The organism is Enterobacter sp. MEB024, from assembly GCF_030209635.1.
Taxonomy (GTDB): domain Bacteria; phylum Pseudomonadota; class Gammaproteobacteria; order Enterobacterales; family Enterobacteriaceae; genus Enterobacter; species Enterobacter ludwigii.
This window is the reverse complement of sequence record NZ_JARVRQ010000003.1, coordinates 152,831-176,055: the sequence shown is the minus strand read 5'-3', so window position 1 is coordinate 176,055 and position 23,225 is coordinate 152,831. Positions and strand designations below refer to the sequence as shown.

The following is a 23,225-nucleotide window of genomic DNA, read 5'->3' as shown; positions in this document are numbered from 1 at the left end:
ATCAATTTTATTTTTAAGCCACAACGCCGTAACCTTTTAGCCAGATAAAGGAGAAGGTTATGTCAGAACACACCTTACAGCATCAACGTACATTGTGGCACTTCGTGCCGGGTCTTGCGCTCAGCGCGGTGGTAACTGGCGTAGCGTTATGGGGCGGCAGCATTCCGGCCGTCGCCGGGGCAGGTTTTAGTGCCTTAACGCTGGCAATATTGCTCGGCATGGTGGTGGGAAATACCGTTTACCCCCATATCTGGAAGTCCTGTGATGGCGGGGTTATTTTCGCCAAACAGCATCTGCTGCGCCTCGGGATTATCCTTTACGGCTTCCGCCTGACCTTTTCACAGATTGCGGATGTCGGCGTCAGCGGGATCGCTATTGACGTCCTGACCCTGACCAGCACCTTTTTACTGGCCTGCTTTATTGGCCAGAAAGTGTTTGGGCTGGATAAACAAACCTGCTGGCTGATTGGTGCCGGCAGCAGCATCTGCGGGGCTGCCGCGGTACTGGCAACCGAGCCTGTCGTTAAGGCAGAAGCCAGCAAAGTGACGGTTGCCGTCGCGACCGTGGTTATTTTCGGTACGCTGGCGATTTTCCTCTACCCGGCCATGTACCCGCTGGTTGCGCACTGGTTTAGCCCCGAGACCTACGGCATTTATATTGGTTCAACCATGCATGAAGTGGCTCAGGTGGTGGCGGCGGGTCACGCCATTAATCCGGATGCGGAAAATGCCGCGGTCATTGCCAAAATGCTGCGCGTCATGATGCTGGCTCCGTTCCTGATTATCCTGGCCGCTCGCGTAAAACAACTTGCGCCGGCAGGCAGTAGCCAGAAGAGTAAAATCACCATTCCGTGGTTTGCGATTCTTTTCATCGTGGTGGCGGTATTTAACTCCTTCCACCTGCTGCCGAAAGCCGTGGTGGATATGCTGGTCACGCTGGATACCGTCCTGCTGGCGATGGCGATGGCGGCGCTCGGGGTCACGACACACGTGAGCGCGCTGAAAAAAGCAGGTGCAAAACCGCTGCTGATGGCGCTGGTACTCTTCATCTGGCTGATCGTTGGCGGCGGTGCGATTAACCTCGCGGTACATAGCCTGATGGCATAAACCACTTCATCCTTCTCCTGTTAACCCGCTATCATACGTATTTCGGGTTAACAGGAGTCCCTTTATGAAATATGTTGGAGCGCACGTCAGCGCTGCAGGTGGCCTTGCGAATGCCGCCATTCGCGCCGCCGAAATTGAGGCGACCGCTTTCGCCCTGTTCACCAAGAACCAGCGCCAGTGGCGCGCCGCCCCGCTCACCTCTGAAGTGATTGATGATTTCAAAGCCGCCTGTGAGAAATACCACTACGGGCCGGGTCAAATCCTTCCCCACGACAGCTATCTCATTAACCTTGGCCATCCCGTGCAGGAGGCGCTGGAGAAATCCCGCGAGGCGTTTCTTGATGAAGTGCAGCGCTGCGAGCAGCTTGGGCTGACGCTGTTGAACTTCCATCCGGGAAGTCATCTGATGCAGATTGACGAAGATGCCTGTCTGGCGCGCATTGCCGAATCCATCAACATCACGCTGGATAAAACCCAGGGCGTGACGGCGGTCATCGAGAACACCGCCGGGCAGGGCAGTAACCTCGGCTTTAAGTTCGAACATCTGGCGGCCATTATTGACGGCGTGGAGGATAAATCCCGCGTGGGCGTATGTATTGATACCTGCCATGCCTTTGCCGCGGGTTACGATCTGCGAACGCTTGATGAGACGAAAAAGACCTTCGATGAGTTTGAACGCATTGTGGGCTTCAAGTATCTGCGCGGAATGCACTTGAACGATGCGAAAAGCGCGTTTGGCAGCCGCGTGGACCGCCATCACAGCCTCGGTGAAGGCAATATCGGCCACGATGCGTTTCGCTTTATTATGCAGGATGCCCGTTTCGACGGTATCCCGATGGTGCTGGAAACCATTAATCCGGACATCTGGGCAGAAGAGATTGCCTGGCTGAAGGCACAGCAAACCGCTGAACAGGCGGCATAAAAAAAGCCGGGTCGCATAAGCACCCGGCTTTTTTATTGTTTTACCGCTTACGCCGCTTTCGCGACCCCTTCCGCTTCCGGACGTTTCAGCACCGCGTAAGAGAGACCTGCCACCAGCGTACCGGCCACAATCGCCAGCAGATAACCCAGCACTGGCGTGATTGCACCTGGGATCAGCAGCACGAACAGACCGCCATGTGGTGCCATCAGTTTCGCGCCAACCGCCATGGAGATAGCACCGGTTACCGCGCCCCCCACGATACAGCATGGCAGAACGCGCATTGGGTCACGCGCCGCGAACGGAATTGCCCCTTCGGTGATAAAGCACAGGCCAAGTACCAGGGCAGCTTTCCCCCCTTCCTGCTGCGCTTTGTCGAATTTACGACGTGCAATGATGGTTGCCAGGCCAAGAGCCAATGGTGGCACCATACCGGCCGCCATAATCGCTGCCATTGGCGCGTAGGTCTGGGTACTCAGCAGGCCAACACCGAATGCGTATGCTGCTTTGTTCACCGGGCCACCCATGTCGGTACACATCATGCCACCGAGAATAGCTCCCAGCAGTACCGCATTCGCGGTACCCATGGTTTGCAGCCAGTGGGTCAGACCCGCCAGGATACCCGCTACAGGTTTACCGATGAGGTAAATCATCGCCAGACCCACCACCAGGCTGGAAATCAACGGGATGATCAGGATCGGTTTCAGCGCTTCCATACTCTGCGGCAGTTTCAGCTTCGAGCTGATAAGCTTCGCAACGTAACCCGCCAGGAAACCGGCAATGATACCGCCGATAAAGCCAGAACCGGTGCTCACCGCCAGCATACCGCCGATAAGACCCGGCGTCAGGCCCGGACGGTCAGCGATGGAGAAGGCGATAAAGCCTGCCAGCACCGGCACCATCAGGGCAAACGCGGAACCACCACCAATCTGCATCAGGGCAGCAGCCAGCGTGCCTTCTTCTTTAAACGCGGTAATACCAAACGCGAACGAGAGGGCAATACACAGACCGCCCGCCACCACCATCGGCAGCATATAAGACACGCCGGTCAGCAGATGGCGATAGGCGCCAGCTGACTCTTTCTTACCTTCCGTCGCAGTTTGCGTGGACCCCGTTGCCTGATACGGCTTCGCTTCCACCAGCGCTTTATCAAACTCCTGAGCGGTCTTTTTCAGCGCCAGGCCCGTTGACGTGCGGTACATCGGCTTACCGGCAAATTTCGCCAGGTCCACTTCGATGTCAGCCGCAACCATCACCAGATCGGCTTCAGCCACCTCTTCAGGGGTGATTGCGTTGCCCGCACCAACGGATCCACGTGTTTCAACTTTTACCCACCAGCCGCGTTTTTTCGCTTCGGTTTCAATGGCTTCAGCCGCCATAAAGGTATGAGCCACGCCCGTCGGGCAGGCCGTGATCGCCACGATACGTTTTGGTCCGGACGCGGCAACCGGCGCCGCGACCGGTGCGCTGTAAACAGACGCATGACCTTTCGCTTCGCTCAGGAAAAGTTCCGGGTGTGCCACCGCGCGATTGATGTCGCCCAGCCACACTTTTTTGCCATTCAGCGCACTGTCAGCGGGAATTTTATCCCCCAGAACAATCACCATTTCGGCGTCGCCCGGGTTATCCGTCATCTCAAGATGTGCTTTGTTCGCCGCCGCTCCCAGCAAGGTCTTCGCCATATAGGCGCGAGCCTGTCCGAGACCGGAGTCAATGATCAGCAGCGTTTTCATTATTCCTCTCCTGCTGTTAGTTAAAAGGTTTTAAGTCAACGCGCGCCATCATCGCGGCTAACTGGGTACGATCGGTAATACCGACATTGCTCTGGCTAACGGCCAGGGCAGCAACGGCGGTGGCAAGACGTAAAGTATGTTCACTGGATTCACGCATCAGCAGGCCATAAATCAGACCGCCAACCATTGAATCCCCTGCGCCAACGGTGCTGACAACGTCAACCGATGGCGGCTTGGCGATCCATTCGCCAGAAGCGTTAACCCACAGCGCCCCTTCTGCACCAAGAGAGATAACCACGTGAGCGATACCCTGCTCGCGCAGCGCATGGGCAGCGTCAATCACATCTTTTAATTCTGGCAGCTTACGGCCAGCCCAGATCTCCAGTTCGCGGCGATTCGGCTTCACCAGCCACGGCGAGGCTTTCAGGCCGGCGACCAGCGCGTCACGGCTGCTGTCAAAAATAATGCATGGGCACTGGCTTCGCAGACGCGTCATCCAGTCGGTGAACGCTTCCGGGCTCACGCCGGACGGCAGGCTGCCGCTGACGCAGACCATGTCGAACTGACCAAGCCAGGTCAGAGAGTCGTTCACGAAGCGCTCCCAGTCTGACGGAGTCACCTCGAAGCCTGAGAAGTTCAGATCGGTCACTTCGCCGTCTTTCTCCGTCAGCTTGACGTTGATACGGGTACGGCCCTGAACAACCTGAAAACGATTAGCAATCCCCAGTTCGCTGAACAGCTGCTGGAAACCATCCTGGTTATCTTTACCGAGGAATCCGCCCACGGTGACATCGATACCGAGATCCTTGAGCACTTTCGCGACGTTAATCCCTTTACCTGCAGCATGCAGGCCAGTGGTACGCACGAGGTTTACTTCGCCGCGCTCAATCTCCGGGCAAAACCCCACCAGGTCGTATGCCGGGTTCAGCGTAATAGTCGCAACACGTCTGCTCATTATGCGCCCTCCCCCAGACCTGCCGCGATGGCGTCGCCAATCGCTTTAAGCGCCTGTTCAGCATCAGCACCCTGTGCGGTAAAGCGCAGACGGTGACCTTTCTTCACGCCCAGCGCGACAACTTTCATCAGGCTACGGCCGTTGGCCGGTTTGCCCGTGCCATCAAGGTTAGTCACGGTAATCTCACTTTCGAATTGTTTAATGGTATTCACCAGCATGGTGCCAGGACGGGCATGCAGGCCGTGCTCGTTACGCACTACAAACTCAGCGGTCAGCACGTCATCAGTCAGCACATCATCGCTGGTCAGCAGCGCCAGCAGCGTGCTTGCGTCAGCGTTCAGCAGTTTTTCAGCCTTGTCATTCAGCAGCAGATCGCCAAGACGTTTTAGCGCGGAAACAGGCTGTTCATCGGTCATCGCGACGGTGACCAGCATCGCAGCGTGCGCGCCCTCAACGTCAAACGCGTTGGCCGCGCGGCTCACCGCGATAGCGCTGCGCAGGTTGCCTTCAGCACTGTCGTTCAGCCAGATACCTTGTCCCAGGTTCAGCGGCTTCTCATTGATAACGCGCGTGATAAAGGACGCGTCTACCGCACCGGCTTCTTTCAGACGGCCTGCGTTCAGCGCCTGCAGCGTGACCAGATCGCTCGCCACAACATCCAGGGTCAATGTTTCATTATCCAGTTTCAGCGCTTCACTCTGTTTTTCGCCCATCAGCAACGCGCGCAGCTCTTCCGCAGTCGTCGCGGACTTCAGCTGTTCAGCCACCGAATCATCGCTCAGCACATGCGTCAGCTGACGCAGCAGGCCCAGGTGCTCGTCGCTGCTGGCAGCGATACCGATTGCCACGTAAGCAACCTGACCGTCGCCCCACACCACACCCTGAGGGAACTGATAAACCTGAACGCCGGTTTTCAGCACCTGATCGCGGGTGTCCGTTGTACCGTGCGGAATGGCAATGCCATTGCCGAGGAAAGTGGAGGTCTGCTGCTCGCGCGCCAGCATGCCGTTAACGTAGCCGTCCGCGACATTACCCGCCTGCACAAGGGCAGCGGCAACCTGGCGAATGGCCTCTTCTTTGTTCCCGGCCTGAGCGCCCGGGTGGATATCCTGAACAGATAACTGGAACATGGTTCTCCTCTCCTGCTGAACTTGAATCGTTTCAGCTTAAATGAGAAAAAATGCGCTAGCCTGCTCCGTTTGTTAAAACAAGATAGCGCTGAAACGTTTCAAAAAGTCTTGCGCTTTCTGCTTAACCTTGCAAGAAAAGTTACAAATGGCGATGCAGAATTTAGAGATACAGCACATTTCTTCTTCGCTCAGCTGAATCTTGCTGACGTTCAGCAAGTCAGTTTCAGCTAAGTTCAGCCCGCGATTGTTAATTGAAATGGCATTTTGATTTTTCGTGGCGAAATTGACCGCAGTACCTGTTTATTTTCTGACAAGCGTCGTACACTCCGCGTCTCTTTATGACTTGCTGATACTGAAAGTATGCATAACACCCCTGCCGCCGCCTCGCCAAAACCCTTTGATTTGACGTCCACGGCGTTTTTGATTGTTGCCTTCCTTACCGGCATTGCCGGGGCGTTACAGACGCCCACGCTGAGCCTGTTTCTGACCAATGAAGTCCACGCCCGTCCGGCAATGGTTGGCTTCTTTTTTACCGGCAGTGCCATCATCGGCATTCTGGTGAGTCAGTTTCTGGCGGGACGTTCCGACAGAAAAGGCGATCGTAAAAGTCTGATCGTCTTTTGCTGCCTTCTCGGGGTGTTTGCCTGCGTGTTGTTTGCTTTTAACCGCAACTATTTCATCCTGCTGTTCGTGGGGGTGTTCCTGAGCAGCTTCGGTTCCACGGCGAACCCGCAGATGTTCGCCCTCGCCCGCGAGCACGCCGACCATACCGGTCGTGAAGCGGTGATGTTCAGCTCTATTCTGCGTGCCCAGGTGTCGCTGGCATGGGTCATTGGCCCGCCGCTGGCGTATGCCCTGGCGATGGGGTTTGGCTTTACGGTGATGTACCTGAGTGCGGCTGTCGCGTTTGTGGTGTGCGGCACCATGGTGTGGTTCTTCCTGCCGTCGATGCGCAAAGAGCCCAAAGTGGCTTCAGGCGTACTGGAAGCCCCGCGCCGTAACCGTCGTGATGCGCTGCTCCTGTTTGTTATCTGTACGTTGATGTGGGGAACAAACAGCCTTTATATTATCAACATGCCGCTGTTTATTATTGATGAGCTGCATCTGCCAGAGAAGCTGGCGGGCATTATGATGGGAACCGCGGCTGGGCTTGAGATCCCGACCATGCTGATCGCGGGCTATTACGCGAAGCGTTTCGGAAAGCGTTTTTTAATGCGCATCGCGGCTGTCGCAGGACTGCTGTTCTATATCGGTATGCTGACGGTGCACACGCCAGGACTCTTGCTGGCATTGCAGCTTCTCAACGCCATTTATATCGGCATACTCGCCGGGATTGGCATGCTCTATTTCCAGGACCTGATGCCAGGCCAGGCAGGCTCCGCCACCACCCTTTATACCAATACCACTCGCGTGGGCTGGATTATTGCAGGCTCGATGGCAGGCATCGTGGCCGAGATCTGGAGCTATCACACGGTATTCTGGATTGCGCTGGTGATGTGTACGCTGACGATAGGGTGTCTGGCGCGAATTAAGGACGTTTAAGGGGCGGTGAGCGCTTCCAGCTCAAGAAGGTAGGTGATCGCCTGCGCGCGCGTGCTGCCGCACATCTCCGCGGACGGCTGAAGGCCGGAACAGACTTTCGGGCGCAGCGGGGAACCAAAGATCATGCACAGGTTATTTTCAGCAAGCTGCACACAGCGGGTATTGGCAGGTTTGCCGTCCGGCATGCCAGGAATGGGGCTTGAAATGGACGGTGCGGTACAACACGCGCCACAATCGGGACGACAATCCATACAGGCTCTCTTTCGCTGAAGAACGCCCGCGTAGTCGGGCATTGCGCGCACAGTAACACCTTTTGTGTATTGATAGCAAAAGCCACGAATTCCGCTTGCCTGAAAGGCCGAGCACGAGTAATTTGGCGCGATATTTTTTACCACCCGTAAACAGGATTACTGCAATGCCAAGAGCGAACGAAATTAAGAAAGGTATGGTACTGAATTACAACGGCAAGCTGCTGATTGTGAAAGATATCGATATTCAGGCCCCGAGCGCCCGTGGTGCAGCAACGCTGTACAAAATGCGTTTCGCCGATGTGCGTACCGGTCTGAAAGTGGAAGAACGTTTTAAAGGTGACGATATCGTTGATACCGTGACCCTGACCCGCCGCTATGTTGATTTTTCCTACATTGATGGCAACGAATACGTGTTCATGGATAAAGAAGATTACACCCCGTATATCTTCACCAAAGATCAGATTGAAGAAGAACTCCTCTTTATTCCTGAAGGCGGGATGCCTGACATGCAGGTTCTGACCTGGGATGGCGTGCTGCTGGCGCTGGAGCTGCCGCAGACCGTGGATCTGGAAATCGTGGAAACGGCTCCGGGCATCAAAGGTGCATCCGCAAGTGCCCGCAACAAACCAGCAACCCTGACGACCGGTCTGGTGGTGCAGGTACCAGAATACCTCTCCGCGGGCGAGAAAATCCGCATCCATATCGAAGAAAAACGCTATATGGGTCGCGCAGACTAATGCGATATTCGCCCGGTGGCACAGCGCCACCGGGCAACAGACGTTACAGCAGTTCCGGGTATTTCGTCATCTTCAGCGCCAGCTCAACGCCCCGCACTTCCGCCATGCCTTTCAGACGACCAATTGCCGAATAACCTGGGTTCGTTTTCTTACGCAGATCGTCCAGCATCTGGTGACCATGATCGGGACGGAACGGGATAGGACGAACGTCACCCGCGTGCTTACGACGTACCTCTTCCGCCAGAATCGCATCCACTACCGCGACCATATTCACATCGCCGCCCAGGTGCGCTGCTTCATGGAAGGTTTTTGGATTATCCTCACGACAGGTCGCACGCAGATGCGTGAAGTGAATACGATCGCCGAAGGTTTCAATCATCTGCACCAGATCGTTATCCGCACGCACGCCGTAAGAGCCGGTACACATGGTGAATCCGTTATAGATACTGTCCACGGTCTCTTTCAGCCACTGCATATCTTCAATCGTGGACACGATACGCGGTAAACCGAGAATAGGACGCGGAGGATCGTCCGGGTGCACAGCCAGGCGTACGCCCGCTTCTTCCGCTACCGGTACGATAGCGCGCAGGAAAAACGCCATGTTTTCACGCAGCTGGTTTTTATCGATATTCCCGTATTCCGCCAGACGCGCGCGGAACTGATCCAGCGTATAGCCCTCTTCAGCGCCCGGCAGGCCAGCAATAATATTGCGGGTCAGCTTTTCAATCTCGGCGTCACTGGCTGCGTTAAACCACGCGAGCGCCTGCTGCTGCTCTTCAGCCGTGTAATCGGCTTCTGCACCAGGACGTTTCAGGATGTGCAGCTCAAATGCGGCAAAGGCAATCTGATCGAAACGCAGCGCTTTTGAGCCGTCCGGCAACGTGTACTCAAGATCGGTTCGCGTCCAGTCAAGAATGGGCATGAAGTTATAGCAAACAGTATCAATACCGCAGGCCGCCAGGTGACGAATGCTCTGCTGGTAGTTGGCAATCCAGGTCTGATAATCACCTGAATGGGTTTTGATATCTTCGTGAACCGGGATGCTTTCCACCACAGACCAGGTCAGGCCTTTTTCCGCCAGCAGCGCCTGACGCTTTTTGATTTCTTCAATCGGCCATACCTGACCATTAGGAATGTGATGCAGCGCCGTCACGACACCCGTTGCGCCAGCCTGACGCACATCATCAAGAGAAACCGGATCGTTCGGCCCGTACCAACGCCAGGTCTGTTCCATTGCCTCACCTCTAAAGTTGTTATACCAATATGGATGACTACGATGACGACTACCATACATGTTTGCCGTAAAGGGTCAACACACCGCCACACATTGATTGATCAAACTCACACTTCGGGGATATTTACGGCTCACCAATTTAATTTGCTGTCATATAACTTTACACTGGCGTTGTTAATTAATGGTTAATCAGGTGTGTATTTCATGAAGACAATTGCCTCCACCTCGCTTCCTGCCCATGTCCAGCTCCCTCGCTACGATCGTAAGCAGTTACGCTCTCGCATCGTCCATTTTGGCTTCGGCGCATTTCACCGGGCGCATCAGGCCTTGTTAACAAACCGGGTGCTGAATGAGAAAGGCGGCGACTGGGGTATTTGTGAGATTAGCCTCTTCAGCGGCGACGTGCTGATGAGCCAGTTGCGCGCACAGGATCATCTCTTCACCGTGCTGGAAAAAGGGGCGGAGGGAAACCAGCCGATTATCGTCGGTGCCGTCCATGAATGTCTGAACGCAAAACTGGATTCTCTGCCTGCCATCATTGAGAAATTTTGTGAACCTCAGGTCGCCATTGTGTCGCTCACCATCACAGAGAAAGGTTATTGCATCGATCCCGCCACCGGTAATCTGGATTTGCACAACTCCCGGATCGTTCACGATCTGGAGAACCCGTCTGAACCGCACTCCGCGCCCGGGATCCTGGTCGAGGCGCTCCACCGCCGCCGTGAACGCGGTTTGTCCGCTTTTACCGTCCTCTCCTGCGACAACATCCCTGATAACGGCCATGTGGTGAAAAACGCGGTATTAGGGATGGCCCAGAAACGCGACCCGGCGCTGGCAGAGTGGATTGATTCACATGTGAGCTTTCCGGGAACCATGGTCGACCGAATTGTTCCCGCCGCGACCGAGGCGTCGCTGGCAGAAATCACGAAAGAGCTTGGAGTAGAAGATCCTTGTGCTATCAGCTGCGAACCGTTTATTCAGTGGGTAGTGGAAGACAACTTTGTTGCCGGACGCCCGGCATGGGAAGTGGCTGGTGTACAAATGGTGCAGGACGTTCTGCCGTGGGAACAGATGAAATTGCGCATGCTCAACGGCAGCCACTCTTTCCTCGCGTATCTGGGCTACCTCGCCGGGTATGCGCACATCAACGAATGTATGGAAGACACCGCTTTTCGCGAAGCCGCACGTCGGTTAATGCTAAATGAGCAGGCTCCTACGCTGCGTATTAAGGATGTCGACCTCACGGCTTATGCCGATAGCCTGCTTGAACGCTTTGCCAATCCGGCACTGCAGCACCGGACCTGGCAAATTGCGATGGACGGAAGCCAGAAATTGCCGCAACGCATGCTGGATGGGATCCGCATCCATCTTGAACGTAAAACCGCGTGGCCGCTGCTGGCCCTGGGCGTTGCAGGCTGGATCCGCTACGTCAGCGGTACCGACGAGCGTGGCGACGCGATTGATGTGCGCGATCCGCTGAGTGATAAAATCCGCACCCTTGTTGCAGCCAGCAGCGACGCTGAGCGCGTCAACGCCCTGCTGGGGCTGAGTGAAATCTTTGGTCACGATCTCGCACAAAATAGCATTTTCGTGGAGGCCATCAGCCAGGCCTATCAGCGCATCGCCCGCCATGGCGCGCGTCAGGCTGTTATCGAAACGTTAAATATTTAGCGATTATTGCGCTTAAGGCGAACGGCGATTGCCTCCGTTCGCCCTCCCCCTTCTCATTGCGCCCGTTTTTCGCCAGGATGATGGATAATTGTTATAGCATCACAATTATCGACTGGAGCGCACGTGACCAAAACCAACCTCATTACCGGTTTTCTCGGCAGCGGTAAAACCACCTCAATTCTCCACCTGCTGGCCAATAAGGATCCGGCAGAAAAATGGGCCGTCCTGGTCAATGAATTTGGCGAAGTGGGTATTGATGGCGCATTACTGGCAGACAGCGGCGCGATGATCAAAGAGATCCCCGGTGGCTGCATGTGCTGCGTAAATGGTCTGCCGATGCAGGTCGGGCTGAATACGCTGCTGCGTCAGGGCAAACCAGACCGTCTGCTGATTGAACCGACCGGGCTGGGTCATCCGAAGCAAATTCTCGATTTACTGACCGCGCCGGTCTACGAGCCGTGGATCGATCTGCGTGCCACGCTGTGCCTGCTGGACCCCCGTCAGCTGCTGGATGAAAAAGCCGTGACCAACGAGAACTTTCGCGACCAGCTCGCCTCGGCAGATATTATCGTCGCCAATAAAGAGGATCGCGCAACGGCGGAAAGCCAGTCCGCGCTGGAGACATGGTGGCAGCACTTCGGTGGCAACCGTCAGCGGGTGCAGACCACCCAGGGGAAAATTGATAACGCCCTGCTTGACCTGCCTCGCCTGAACCTGGCGGCGCTCCCGGCAAGCGCGGAACACGCCCACAGCCATCCGCAAAAACAGGGTCTGGCTGCCCTGAGTCTGCCGGAACACCAGCGCTGGCGTCGTAACCTTAACAGCGGCCAGGGCTATCAGGCCTGCGGATGGATTTTCGATGCGGATACCGTTTTCGTTACCATCGGCGTACTCGAATGGGCCAGACTGGCTCCGGTCGATCGTGTTAAAGGGATCATGCGCACCCCGGACGGGCTGGTGCGGATCAACCGTCAGGGCGAAGATTTCTTTATCGAAACGCAAAATGTGGCGCCACCTGATAGCCGAATAGAGTTAATTAGTGCGGTTAACGCCGACTGGAATGCCCTGCAGTCCAGCCTGTTGAAGCTTCGTTTAAGTTTGGGCGGCTAACGTTGCCCCAGATTTCACTCTATGCTGAATGTTATGACGACTCGACTTCCCCTGATATTACTGCTTAATGTCGCCGGTCTGGCGCTCTTTTTCTCCTGGTATATCCCGGCGAATCATGGTGTCTGGTTTCCGCTGGATTCTGCCATTTTTCACTTCTTCAACCAGGAGCTGGTGAAGAGCGAAGCCTTCCTGTGGCTGGTTGCTATCACGAATAACCGCGCCTTTGACGGCTGCTCGCTGCTGGCGATGGGCGGCCTGATGCTCTCTTTCTGGCTGAAAGAGGACAAAACAGGACGCCGCCGTATTCTGATTATTGGTTTGATGATGTTGCTGCTTGCGGTGGTAATTAACCAGCTGGCAACGGCCATTATTCCGGTTAAGCGTTCCAGCCCAACGCTGTTCTTCCCCGATATTTATCGCGTCAGCGAGCTGCTGCATATTCCAACGAAAGATGCGTCGAAGGCCAGTTTCCCGGGCGATCACGGAATGATGCTGCTTATTTTTTCCGGCGTGATGCTCCGCTATTTCGGCCGAAAAGCCTTTGCGATAGCCCTGATTATTTTTGTGGTTTTTGCCTTCCCACGGGTAATGATTGGCGCTCACTGGTTTACTGATATTGCAGTCGGTTCGCTCTCTTCTGTGCTGGTTGCGCTGCCGTGGTGTCTGATGACACCGCTGAGCGACAAGATAATAGCCGTGTTCGATCGCTACCTCCCCGGCAAAACGCAACAAATCAGAAACCAATAATTAACCTTAATTAACACTATGCATCAGGGATCGTTTTGATCCTTGATGCACTTTTCTCCCCTTTCACCCCCTCCCGTCATCATTTCGTCACAATATTCGTGATAAAAATGAATGTGTTGCACGGTTTTTAACCTTGATCGTGCGTTTTTTGAACAATTATCAATTTTTACTTTCTGTATCACAATTTCTTATAAAAAAAAGGCTTTTTTTGCTCGCAATACCCCAGGCAATCGGTTAATCTCGGACTCGTTTTGCCCCATAGAGATAATTATTTCGCTGGTGAATAAATTTGTGCGCTACGCCACAAATGTGATCAGAAAGAATTGTCTCATTGTGAACAGATAATTAGTCTCGTCACGTTTGGCATTTTTTATAACGATATTTGTCGTTAAGGACTTCAAGGGATAATAAACAAAATGGTCAAATCTCAACCGATTTTGAGATATATCTTACGGGGGATCCCGGCGATAGCAGTGGCGGTACTGTTATCTGCATGTAGTACATCGAACACCGCAAAGAATATGCATCCTGAGACGCGTGTTGTGGGAATGGAAGATTCCTCGTCACTGCAAGCCTCTCAGGATGAATTTGAAAATATGGTACGTAATCTGGACGTGAAGTCCCGTATTATGGACCAGTATGCTGACTGGAAAGGCGTGCGTTATCGTCTTGGCGGCAGCACCAAAAAAGGCATTGATTGTTCCGGTTTCGTACAGCGTACTTTCCGTGAGCAGTTTGGGTTAGATCTTCCGCGTTCAACTTACGAACAGCAGGAGATGGGCAAGTCGATTTCACGCACTAAACTGCGCACCGGGGATTTAGTCCTGTTCCGTGCGGGTTCGACAGGTCGACATGTTGGCATCTACATTGGCAATGACCAGTTTGTACATGCCTCCACCAGCAGCGGTGTGACCATTTCCAGCATGAACGAACCTTACTGGAAGAAGCGCTATAACGAAGCGCGCCGCGTACTGACCCGCAGTTAAAATAATCATTGTATCGTTGGTTATCCCTTGGCCGGCGATATGATAAAAAAAAGCACTGCTTCGGCGGTGTTTTTTTTTGCCCGTTACACTGAATACATTCAGCGGCAATCCAGGAACCACGACGTCTATGTTCACCCGCTACTTCTCCAGTAATCGCAAGATACTTTTCCTCAGCCTTATCACCGGCCTGATCACAGCCCTGCTCCTGGGTTCATTGCAATTTTTCTGGAGCTACCACAAGCGGGAAGTCAGATTCGACACCCTGATTGACGACGTGAGCATCTACATGGAAAGCTACTTCGATGAGTTGAAAAGCTCTATCGATCTCCTTCAGCCGCTCACGCTGAACAGCTGCCACGACGTCAATGCTGAGCTGACCTCTCGCGCGGCCTTTAGCCTTAACGTGCGCGCCTTTTTGCTGGTCAGGGATAAACTGGCGTACTGCTCTTCAGCCACCGGTCCGATGAACGTCCCGATGGAAGAGCTGATACCCGAGCTGCACATCGATAAACAGATTGATATGGCGTTACTGCCGGGTACACCGATGATGCCGCACAGACCCGCGATTGCCATCTGGTATCGAAATCCGCTGGTGAAGGACGGCGGCGTGTTTACTTCGGTAAACATCAACCTGACTCCGTATATGCTTTACACCGCACGTCAGAACGAGTTCGCGGGCATTGCCATCATCATTGGCGACAATGCGTTGTCGACCAGGTCCGCCACACTGGTGAAGGCACAGAATTTACATGAAACGCCAGCGCGTACCGCGACCCTAAAAAAGGTTCCGCTGACGATCAAACTGTACGCCGAAGAGTGGACGAGCGATGAAATCCTGTTCGCGGTGTTCTTTGGACTGGTCTGCGGGATCGCGGCCGGCTCGCTTAATTTCTATATCCTCACCACGCGTCTTAACCCAGGCAAAGAGATCCTGAGCGCCATTAAACGTGGCCAGTTTTATGTGGTGTATCAGCCTGTTGTGGATGCAGAGACGCTGCAAATGCGCGGTGTCGAAGTCCTGATGCGCTGGAAACACCCGACGATGGGGGAAATTCCGCCTGATGCCTTTATCAACTTCGCCGAAGCGCAGAAGCTGATTGTGCCGCTGACGCTGCATCTTTTTGACCTCATCATCCGCGACGCGCCGGTATTACAGACCCTTCTGCCGCCGGGCGCAAAACTGGGCATTAACATTGCGCCGGGGCATCTTCATGCGGAAAGCTTCAAAGAGGATATGCGCACTTTCCTGGACTTAATGCCGCCGGATCATTTCCAGATCGTGCTGGAAATCACCGAGCGCGACATGGTTAACCATCGGGAAGCCAACAATCTTTTCGAATGGCTGCACAATGAAGGCTTTGAAATTGCGATTGATGATTTTGGTACCGGCCACAGTGCGCTGATTTACCTTGAGCGTTTCACCATGGATTACATCAAAATTGACCGGGGTTTTGTCAACGCGATCGGGACGGAAACCGTCACCTCCCCGGTGCTTGATGCCGTACTCACCCTGGCAAGACGACTGAATATGTCGACCGTCGCCGAAGGGGTGGAGACGCCGGAGCAGGCAGCCTGGCTGCGCGAACATGGCGTTGTTTTCCTTCAGGGTTACTGGATTAGCCGCCCGATGCCGCTGGAGCAGTTCCGCCAATGGCAGCCTGAACGTTGAATGATTTCACATTGCCCGTGACGTCACTTATTATTCAGCTTAACTGAGCCGGTCAGTCGAAAGGGAGCCGCCGCGAGATGCTTATGCGCTTTATATTGCTGCTGTTGGCATTAACGAGCCTGTCCAGCCAGGCGCAAACCATCAAAGAGAACATCGCGTTCTCCGTGATTGGTGAGCCAAAGTACGCGGTCAATTTTACGCACTTTGATTACGTCAACCCTGCCGCGCCAAAAGGCGGAAACGTGACCCTCTCCGCCACGGGGACGTTCGACAACTTCAACCGCTTCGCCCTGCGCGGCGTGGCGGCAGCGCGAACAGAATCGCTCTACGATACGCTGTTTGTTACGTCTGATGATGAACCCGGCAGTTACTACCCGCTGATTGCGGACAACGTGCGTTACGCGGATAACTTCGCGTGGGCGGAAATTTCGATTAACCCACGGGCGCGTTTTCACGATGGGACGCCGGTCAAAGCCAGCGACATTGCCTTCACATTTCACAAATTTATGACTGAGGGCGTTCCCCAGTTCCGCATTGTCTATAAAGGCGTTACGGTCAAAGCCATTGCCCCGCTCACGGTGTGTATTGAGCTGAGTGAGCCGAATAAAGAGAACATGCTCAGCCTGTTCTCCCTGCCCGTGATGCCTGAATCGTTCTGGAAAGATCACAAACTTAGCGACCCGCTCTCCACACCCCCGCTGGCGGGTGGCCCTTACCGCATCACCGACTGGCGCATGGGGCAGTATGTTGTCTATTCCCGGGTCAAAGACTACTGGGCGGCAAACCTGCCGGTAAACCGGGGCCGCTGGAATTTTGATATCCTTCGCTACGATTATTACCTTGACGATAACGTGGCATTTGAAGCCTTCAAAGCCGGTGCGTTCGATATGCGCGTGGAGAGCAGCGCTAAAAACTGGGCGACACGGTATATCGGCAAAAACTTCGCTAACGGGTATATCGTTAAAGACGAGCATAAAAATGCGTCCGCTCAGGATACGCGCTGGCTGGCGTTTAATATCCAGCGTCCGGTATTTACTGACCGCCGGGTGCGGGAAGCCATTACCCTGGCCTTTGATTTTGAATGGATGAACAAAGCGCTATTTTACGGCGCTTACAGCCGGGCAAATAGCTATTTCCAGAACACTGAATATGCCGCTCGCGATTACCCAAAAGCGGACGAACTTGTCCTGCTGGCACCGCTGAAAGCAGAACTGCCACCGGAGGTGTTCACGACGGTATTTCAGCCTCCGGCGTCAAAGGGTGACGGCTACGATCGCGACAACCTGCTTAAAGCCAGTAAACTGCTGGATGACGCAGGCTGGCCACTGAAGAATCAAAAACGCGTCGATTCCAGAACGGGCAAACCGTTAAGCTTTGAGCTGCTGCTTGCGTCCGGAAGCAACGATCAGTGGGTGCTGCCGTTTAAGCACAATCTTGAACGGCTGGGGATTACCATGAACATTCGCCAGGTCGACAACGCGCAGCTCACCAACCGCAAACGCAGCCGTGATTACGACATGATGCAAACCCTGTGGCCCGCGCAGCCGTGGCCCAGTTCGGATCTGCAAATCTCCTGGGCATCCAGCTATATCGACTCCTCCTACAATGCGCCGGGGGTGAAAAGCCCGGCGATTGATGCCTTGATTGCGAAAATTGTGGCGGCGCAGGGTGATAAAGAAAAACTCCTGCCGCTGGGACGCGCCCTCGACAGGGTCTTAACCTGGAATTACTACATGCTGCCAATGTGGTATATGGGCGAAGACCGGCTTGCGCGCTGGGACAAGTTCTCCGAGCCTGCCGTACGCCCTGTCTATTCACTGGGCTTCGACACCTGGTGGTATGACGTTAACAAAGCCGCCAGACTTCCCGCTGAGCGGCGATAAGGAATCATCATGGGTGCGTATCTGATCCGCCGTCTCCTGCTGATTATCCCGACCCTCTGGGCAATCATCACGATTAACTTTTTTATTGTGCAAATCGCGCCCGGCGGCCCGGTCGACCAGGCTATTGCAGCCATTGAGTTTGGCAACAGCGGCGGCATGCCTGGCGGCGGTGGCGAAGGAATGGGCGCGAGCCATGCCCGCACCGGCCTCGGAAATATCAGTGAAAGCCATTATCGCGGCGGACGTGGCCTGGATCCGGAAGTCATCGCCGAGATCACCCATCGTTATGGCTTCGACAAACCGCTTCACGAGCGGTATTTCAACATGCTCTGGGACTACCTCCGCTTTGATTTTGGCGACAGCCTGTTTCGCAGCGCGTCGGTTTTAACATTGATTAAGCAAAGTCTGCCGGTGTCGATTACCCTGGGGCTGTGGGGAACGTTGATTATTTATCTCGTCTCTATTCCCCTGGGGATCCGTAAAGCGGTTCACAACGGCAGCCGCTTCGATGTCTGGAGCAGCACGTTTATCATCATCGGCTATGCCATTCCGGCGTTTCTGTTTGCCGTTCTGTTGATTGTCTTTTTTGCCGGTGGCAGCTATTTCGATATCTTTCCGCTGCGGGGGCTGGTGTCAGCGGATTTCAGCACCCTGCCCTGGTACAAGAAGATCACCGATTATTTCTGGCACATCACGCTGCCGGTGCTTGCGACCGTCATTGGCGGCTTTGCGGCCCTGACCATGTTGACCAAAAACGCCTTTCTCGATGAAATCCGTAAACAGTACGTTGTGACTGCCCGTGCGAAGGGCGTCGGCGAAAAGCAGATCATGTGGAAACATGTCTTTCGCAACGCCATGCTGCTGGTGATTGCCGGATTTCCTGCCACGTTCATCAGTATGTTTTTTACCGGCTCGCTGCTGATAGAGGTGATGTTCTCTCTCAACGGACTGGGCTTGCTGGGATATGAAGCCACCGTGTCGCGCGATTATCCGGTCATGTTTGGCACACTTTATATCTTCACCCTGATTGGCCTGCTGCTGAATATCATCAGCGATATCAGCTATACGCTGGTTGATCCCCGAATTGATTTTGAGGGCCGCTGATGCCGCGTTTAAGCCCCGTCAACCAGGCCCGATGGGCCCGTTTTCGCCACAACCGCCGCGGCTACTGGTCGCTGTGGATCTTTGCCGTCCTGTTTGTCTTAAGCATGTGTTCGGAATTGATTGCCAACGATAAACCGCTGCTGGTGCACTTTAACGACCGCTGGTATGTGCCCGTTCTCACCCAATACAGCGAAAGCGATTTTGGTGGCCCGTTTGCGACGCCCGCTGAATATCAGGATCCGTGGCTTCGCCAGCAAATTGAACAGCACGGCTGGGCACTCTGGGCGCCGGTGCGTTTTGGCGCAAACAGCATTAACTTTGCGACCACCACCCCCTTCCCTTCCCCGCCTTCCGCGCAAAACTGGCTGGGAACGGATGCCAACGGTGGCGATGTGCTGGCACGCATCCTCTATGGCACGCGGATCTCGATCCTCTTTGGGCTGATGCTGACCGTCTTTTCCAGCGTGATGGGCGTGGTAGCTGGTGCCGTTCAGGGCTACTACGGCGGGAAAATCGACCTGTGGGGTCAACGTTTTATTGAAGTCTGGTCAGGCATGCCGACGCTGTTTCTGATCATTCTGCTTTCAAGCGTGGTACAGCCAAACTTCTGGTGGCTGTTAGGCATTACCGTCATCTTCGGCTGGATGGCGCTGGTAGGTGTGGTGCGGGCGGAATTCCTGCGCACCCGTAATTACGATTACATTCGCGCTGCCCAGGTGCTGGGGGTGAGCGACCGCGGGATCATTTTCCGCCATATGCTTCCTAACGCCGTGGTAGCGACCCTCACCTTCCTGCCGTTTATTCTGTGCAGTTCCATCACTACCCTCACCTCGCTTGATTTCCTTGGCTTCGGGCTCCCTCTCGGTTCCCCGTCGCTCGGCGAGCTACTGCTGCAGGGCAAGAACAACCTGCAGGCACCGTGGTTAGGCATCACCGCCTTTCTTGCCGTGGCCGTGCTGCTTTCACTGCTGATTTTTATTGGCGAAGCCGTGCGCGATGCTTTTGATCCCAACAAGGCGGTATAAGATGACGCAGCCCCTTCTCAGTATTGATAACCTGTCGATTGCCTTTTCGAAACAGGGTGAGGCGCGTACCGTGGTCACGGAGTTGTCGCTGCAGATCCAGCGCGGCGAAACGCTGGCGCTGGTAGGCGAGTCAGGCTCTGGCAAGAGCGTATCGGCACTGTCGATCCTGCGCCTGCTTCCGTCTCCGCCCGTCAGCTATCCGCAAGGCGATATTCTGTTTCACGGTCGCTCGCTGCTGCATGCCGATGAAAAAACCCTGCGCGGAATTCGCGGCAATAACATTGCCATGATTTTCCAGGAGCCGATGGTCTCCCTTAACCCACTGCACACGCTGGAAAAACAGCTCTATGAAGTGCTGTCCCTGCACCGGGGCATGCGCAAAGAGGCGGCGCGGGGGGAGATCCTGGATTGTCTTGAACGAACCGGCATTCGCAATGCCGCAAAACGGCTGAGCGATTTCCCCCATCAGCTTTCCGGCGGCGAACGTCAGCGGGTGATGATTGCGATGGCCCTGCTCACGCGACCCGAACTGTTGATTGCCGATGAACCCACCACCGCGCTGGACGTGACGGTGCAGGCGCAAATTCTGCGGCTGCTGCGGGAGTTGCGTGACGAACTGAACATGAGCCTGCTGTTTATCACCCATAACCTCAGCATTGTGAAAAAGCTCGCCGACAGCGTCGCCGTGATGCAAAACGGACGCTGTGTCGAGCAGAACACCGCAGCCACCCTGCTGAAAGCGCCTCAGCACCCCTATACGCAGCGTCTGCTTGATAGCGAGCCCACGGGTGACCCGGTTCCCCTGCCGGCTGACAGCGCGCCGTTGCTGCGCGTTGAGGGGCTGGGCGTGTCGTTTCCTGTTCGCAAAGGGATTCTGCGGCGCATCGTCGACCAGCATCCGGTATTGAAAAATATCCATTTTTCCCTGCGTCCGGGCGAATCGCTGGGGCTGGTGGGCGAGTCCGGTTCGGGAAAAAGCACCACCGGCCTGGCACTGCTGCGCTTAATCGCCTCGCAGGGTGAGATCCTCTTTGACGGTATGCCACTGCACAACTGGAACCATCGCCAGATGCTGCCCGTTCGTCCCCGCATGCAGGTTGTGTTTCAGGATCCAAGCTCCTCGCTTAACCCACGGCTGAACGTCTTACAGATTGTCGAAGAGGGTCTGCGCGTTCATCAGCCGGCATTGACCGTCCGGCAGCGGGAAGAAGAAGTGATACGCGTTATGGCAGAAGTTGGCTTAGATCCGGATACCCGGCACCGCTACCCGGCTGAATTTTCCGGCGGTCAGCGCCAGCGTATCGCCATTGCCCGCGCGCTGATCCTCAAACCGGAGCTGATCATTCTGGATGAACCAACGTCGTCGCTGGACAGAACCGTTCAGGCTCAAATCCTGGCATTACTGAAAGGATTGCAGGAAAAGCACAGGCTGGCCTATATCTTTATCAGCCATGATTTACAGGTTGTGCGGGCGTTATGCCATCAGGTGATTGTGTTGCGACAGGGAGAAGTGGTCGAGCAGGGAGAGTGCCAGCGCGTATTTGCTGCGCCAACGCAGAGCTACACGCGCCAGCTGTTGTCCGCAGACTAGCGCTCAGAAAGGATACTGCCCCGAGAAAGGCTCAGCAATAGCAACACCAAAGTTTTTCAGACGGCAGGTCGCGGCAAATTCATCCTGGCTTTTCACGAACAGGCAGGGTTCACCTTCACACTCCAGTACGGAGCTGTCCACTTCAATATCCGTCAGGGCCTCGCTGAGACGCTCCATGACTCGCCATGCATTTTCGTCGCTCGGGCTCAGCAGCTTAAGTGCAACCAGACAATTCTCGCAACCCGCGACGCTTTGCGGAATCGGTTCAACTTTCGAACCTGCAAAACCCGCCGACCAGCGATAGCTCTGGGGCAAGCGATGGACTATGGAGAGTTGTAATGTATTCACGTTCGTTCCCCGGAAGCAAAATTTACTTCACAATTTATTTACATTTATAGTAACACATCATCGCCAGCCTGCACTATTCGGCGCTTTTTTATAGGTGTTCAGGCTCGCGTCGGCGCTATATGTACCCGTTTCTGCGATCTAACTCAACCTTTTTAAATACAATGATGTGACTTTTTACACAAATAGATTTTACATAAAAGAAACAAACACAGGGTAAACGAACGCAGCTTTGGTTGATGTGTGTCAACAAAAAAGGCCCTGACTGGGCCTTATTTGCGCGTTAGCTGGCCACCTTTCGCGGCCGACTGGCGTAGAGGTAGAAAAGAATGGAGCTGGTTGCACAAAACGCCATCGCCCACAGCATCGGCCAGGCCGTATTAAACGTGGCCATCGACAATAACGCCCCGACGATGGCGCCGATGCCAAAGCGGAATGTTCCGGCCAGCGACGAGGCGGTGCCTGCCATATGCGGGAATTCGTCGAGGATCACCGCCATCGCATTGGAGGAAACCATCGACACGCAGCCGACGAAGGCCGCAACCCCCACCACCAGCGCCCAGAAGCCCACGCCTGTAAAAGCACTCAGCACCAGCCAGATAGCCATCACAAACTGGATCCAAAGCCCGGCGCGGAACATGTTCAACGCCCCGACTCGGCGGACAAAGCGGCTGTTAATGATGGTCATAATGAACAGGAAGACGATGTTGAGCGCAAAGTAATAACCGAAGTGCTGCGGAGAAACATGGTTCAGTTCGATATAGACAAACGGCCCGGCGCTCAGGAATGAGAACATCCCGGCGAAGCTGAAACCGCTCGCCAGCATATAGCTCAGCACGCGCTTATGGCGAAACAGTGAGGCGAAATTCCCCATTGTGGTTCGGATGTGGAACTTCTGTCGGCGCTCCGCGGGTAGCGTTTCATCAATAAAGAAGAAGATCATTGCCGAGGCCAGCAGCGCGGCAAGCGCCAGGATCCAGAAAATCACATGCCAGCTGAACCATACCAGTACCGCACCACCGGCCATAGGGGCCACCAGCGGTGCAATCGTCGTCACCAGCATCACAAACGACATCATCCGGGAGAACTCTTCTTTCGGGTAGATATCGCGCATCAGGGCATTGATCACCACGCTTGCCGCTGCCGCCGCCAGACCGTGGAAAAAGCGCATGACAATCAGTTGATCGATGGTTTGCGCCTGCGCACAGGCCACCGCTGCCCCTGCAAAAATCAGGGTCCCGCCAAGAATAACGGGCTTGCGGCCAAAGCTGTCCGCCATCGGACCATAAAACAGCTGACCGAGGGCAAAACCGAGAATATAGGTGCTGAGCGTCATCTGCGCGCTGCCTGCCGGTACGCCAAACTGCGCGGAAATAACCGGCAGCGCAGGCAGATACATATCAATAGACAGCGGCATCAGCATGGCCAGCAGGCCAAGAATGAAGACGATTTTGAACGACGAGTGTGGCCTGGTGGTCACAGAGTTC

General features: G+C 54.8%; 20 protein-coding genes. 13 read left to right on the top strand and 7 right to left on the bottom strand.

What is annotated here, in order from left to right:
- Positions 1–59 precede the first annotated feature (59 nt).
- Together QRN24_RS07060 and nfo are read left to right on the top strand one after the other, a co-directional pair.
- The gene (locus QRN24_RS07060; protein WP_138014034.1) at positions 60–1,106 is read left to right on the top strand and encodes a YeiH family protein; all 1,047 of its coding nucleotides are present in this window, start codon (positions 60–62) and stop codon (positions 1,104–1,106) included.
- A 64-nt stretch (positions 1,107–1,170) separates the two neighbouring features.
- Positions 1,171–2,028 (top strand): deoxyribonuclease IV, encoded by an 858-nt coding sequence (gene nfo, locus QRN24_RS07055; RefSeq protein ID WP_014170917.1) that lies wholly within the window; start codon positions 1,171–1,173, stop codon positions 2,026–2,028.
- A gap of 47 nt (positions 2,029–2,075) precedes the next feature.
- Here the strand turns inward: nfo and fruA are convergent, their stop codons facing one another.
- The 3 genes from fruA to fruB are packed head-to-tail and all read right to left on the bottom strand — an operon-like array spanning position 2,076 to position 5,843.
- Positions 2,076–3,758, bottom strand: coding sequence for a PTS fructose transporter subunit IIBC (gene fruA / locus QRN24_RS07050; protein WP_025203638.1), 1,683 nt, complete (start codon positions 3,756–3,758; stop codon positions 2,076–2,078).
- A 16-nt stretch (positions 3,759–3,774) separates the two neighbouring features.
- The gene (gene fruK, locus QRN24_RS07045; RefSeq protein WP_014170919.1) at positions 3,775–4,713 is read right to left on the bottom strand and encodes a 1-phosphofructokinase; all 939 of its coding nucleotides are present in this window, start codon (positions 4,711–4,713) and stop codon (positions 3,775–3,777) included.
- On the bottom strand, positions 4,713–5,843 hold the full coding sequence (fruB, locus tag QRN24_RS07040) for a fused PTS fructose transporter subunit IIA/HPr protein (protein WP_014170920.1): 1,131 nt from the start codon (positions 5,841–5,843) through the stop codon (positions 4,713–4,715). The genes fruK and fruB overlap by 1 nt, the downstream gene beginning before the upstream one ends.
- Before the next feature lie 360 nt (positions 5,844–6,203).
- On the opposite strand from fruB, the gene setB reads away from it, so the two are divergent.
- On the top strand, positions 6,204–7,385 hold the full coding sequence (setB, locus tag QRN24_RS07035; RefSeq protein ID WP_014170922.1) for a sugar efflux transporter SetB: 1,182 nt from the start codon (positions 6,204–6,206) through the stop codon (positions 7,383–7,385).
- Here the strand turns inward: setB and QRN24_RS07030 are convergent.
- A complete protein-coding gene (locus QRN24_RS07030; protein WP_025203636.1) occupies positions 7,382–7,636 on the bottom strand; it encodes a YkgJ family cysteine cluster protein in 255 nt (84 codons plus the stop codon). The genes setB and QRN24_RS07030 overlap by 4 nt on opposite strands.
- 164 nt (positions 7,637–7,800) lie before the next feature.
- On the opposite strand from QRN24_RS07030, the gene yeiP reads away from it, so the two are divergent.
- Complete coding sequence (yeiP, locus tag QRN24_RS07025; RefSeq protein WP_008500940.1) at positions 7,801–8,373, top strand: elongation factor P-like protein YeiP; 573 nt, start codon at positions 7,801–7,803, stop codon at positions 8,371–8,373.
- A gap of 43 nt (positions 8,374–8,416) precedes the next feature.
- Here the strand turns inward: yeiP and uxuA are convergent, their stop codons facing one another.
- Complete coding sequence (uxuA, locus tag QRN24_RS07020) at positions 8,417–9,607, bottom strand: mannonate dehydratase (RefSeq protein ID WP_032678583.1); 1,191 nt, start codon at positions 9,605–9,607, stop codon at positions 8,417–8,419.
- 204 nt (positions 9,608–9,811) lie between these two features.
- Between uxuA and QRN24_RS07015 the strand changes: the two genes are divergently transcribed.
- The 9 genes from QRN24_RS07015 to yejF all read left to right on the top strand — a co-directional run bounded on the left by QRN24_RS07015 (position 9,812) and on the right by yejF (position 21,393).
- The gene (locus QRN24_RS07015) at positions 9,812–11,278 is read left to right on the top strand and encodes a mannitol dehydrogenase family protein (RefSeq protein ID WP_050737112.1); all 1,467 of its coding nucleotides are present in this window, start codon (positions 9,812–9,814) and stop codon (positions 11,276–11,278) included.
- A gap of 123 nt (positions 11,279–11,401) precedes the next feature.
- Complete coding sequence (locus QRN24_RS07010; protein ID WP_284942537.1) at positions 11,402–12,388, top strand: CobW family GTP-binding protein; 987 nt, start codon at positions 11,402–11,404, stop codon at positions 12,386–12,388.
- A 33-nt stretch (positions 12,389–12,421) separates the two neighbouring features.
- A complete protein-coding gene (locus QRN24_RS07005; RefSeq protein WP_025203633.1) occupies positions 12,422–13,135 on the top strand; it encodes a phosphatase PAP2 family protein in 714 nt (237 codons plus the stop codon).
- Between the two features lie 416 nt (positions 13,136–13,551).
- Positions 13,552–14,121: a bifunctional murein DD-endopeptidase/murein LD-carboxypeptidase gene (mepS, locus tag QRN24_RS07000; RefSeq protein ID WP_014170930.1), complete on the top strand. Its 570-nt coding sequence runs from the start codon at positions 13,552–13,554 to the stop codon at positions 14,119–14,121.
- A 127-nt stretch (positions 14,122–14,248) separates the two neighbouring features.
- Entirely contained in the window at positions 14,249–15,790 is a 1,542-nt protein-coding gene (pdeN, locus tag QRN24_RS06995; RefSeq protein ID WP_284942535.1) for a cyclic di-3',5'-guanosine monophosphate phosphodiesterase PdeN, read from the top strand.
- A 77-nt stretch (positions 15,791–15,867) separates the two neighbouring features.
- Entirely contained in the window at positions 15,868–17,673 is a 1,806-nt protein-coding gene (locus tag QRN24_RS06990; RefSeq protein ID WP_284942534.1) for an extracellular solute-binding protein, read from the top strand.
- Between the two features lie 9 nt (positions 17,674–17,682).
- Entirely contained in the window at positions 17,683–18,777 is a 1,095-nt protein-coding gene (locus QRN24_RS06985) for a microcin C ABC transporter permease YejB (RefSeq protein WP_014170933.1), read from the top strand.
- Positions 18,777–19,802, top strand: a complete 1,026-nt coding sequence (locus tag QRN24_RS06980) for an ABC transporter permease (protein WP_014170934.1) — start codon at positions 18,777–18,779, stop codon at positions 19,800–19,802. Before QRN24_RS06985 ends, QRN24_RS06980 begins: the two co-directional genes overlap by 1 nt.
- A 1-nt stretch (position 19,803) precedes the next feature.
- The gene (yejF, locus tag QRN24_RS06975) at positions 19,804–21,393 is read left to right on the top strand and encodes a microcin C ABC transporter ATP-binding protein YejF (RefSeq protein WP_284942533.1); all 1,590 of its coding nucleotides are present in this window, start codon (positions 19,804–19,806) and stop codon (positions 21,391–21,393) included.
- 3 nt (positions 21,394–21,396) lie between these two features.
- Here the strand turns inward: yejF and QRN24_RS06970 are convergent, their stop codons facing one another.
- On the bottom strand, positions 21,397–21,741 hold the full coding sequence (locus QRN24_RS06970; RefSeq protein WP_014170936.1) for a YejG family protein: 345 nt from the start codon (positions 21,739–21,741) through the stop codon (positions 21,397–21,399).
- Between the two features lie 280 nt (positions 21,742–22,021).
- The gene (locus QRN24_RS06965; RefSeq protein WP_014170937.1) at positions 22,022–23,218 is read right to left on the bottom strand and encodes a Bcr/CflA family multidrug efflux MFS transporter; all 1,197 of its coding nucleotides are present in this window, start codon (positions 23,216–23,218) and stop codon (positions 22,022–22,024) included.
- Positions 23,219–23,225: the final 7 nt, after the last annotated feature.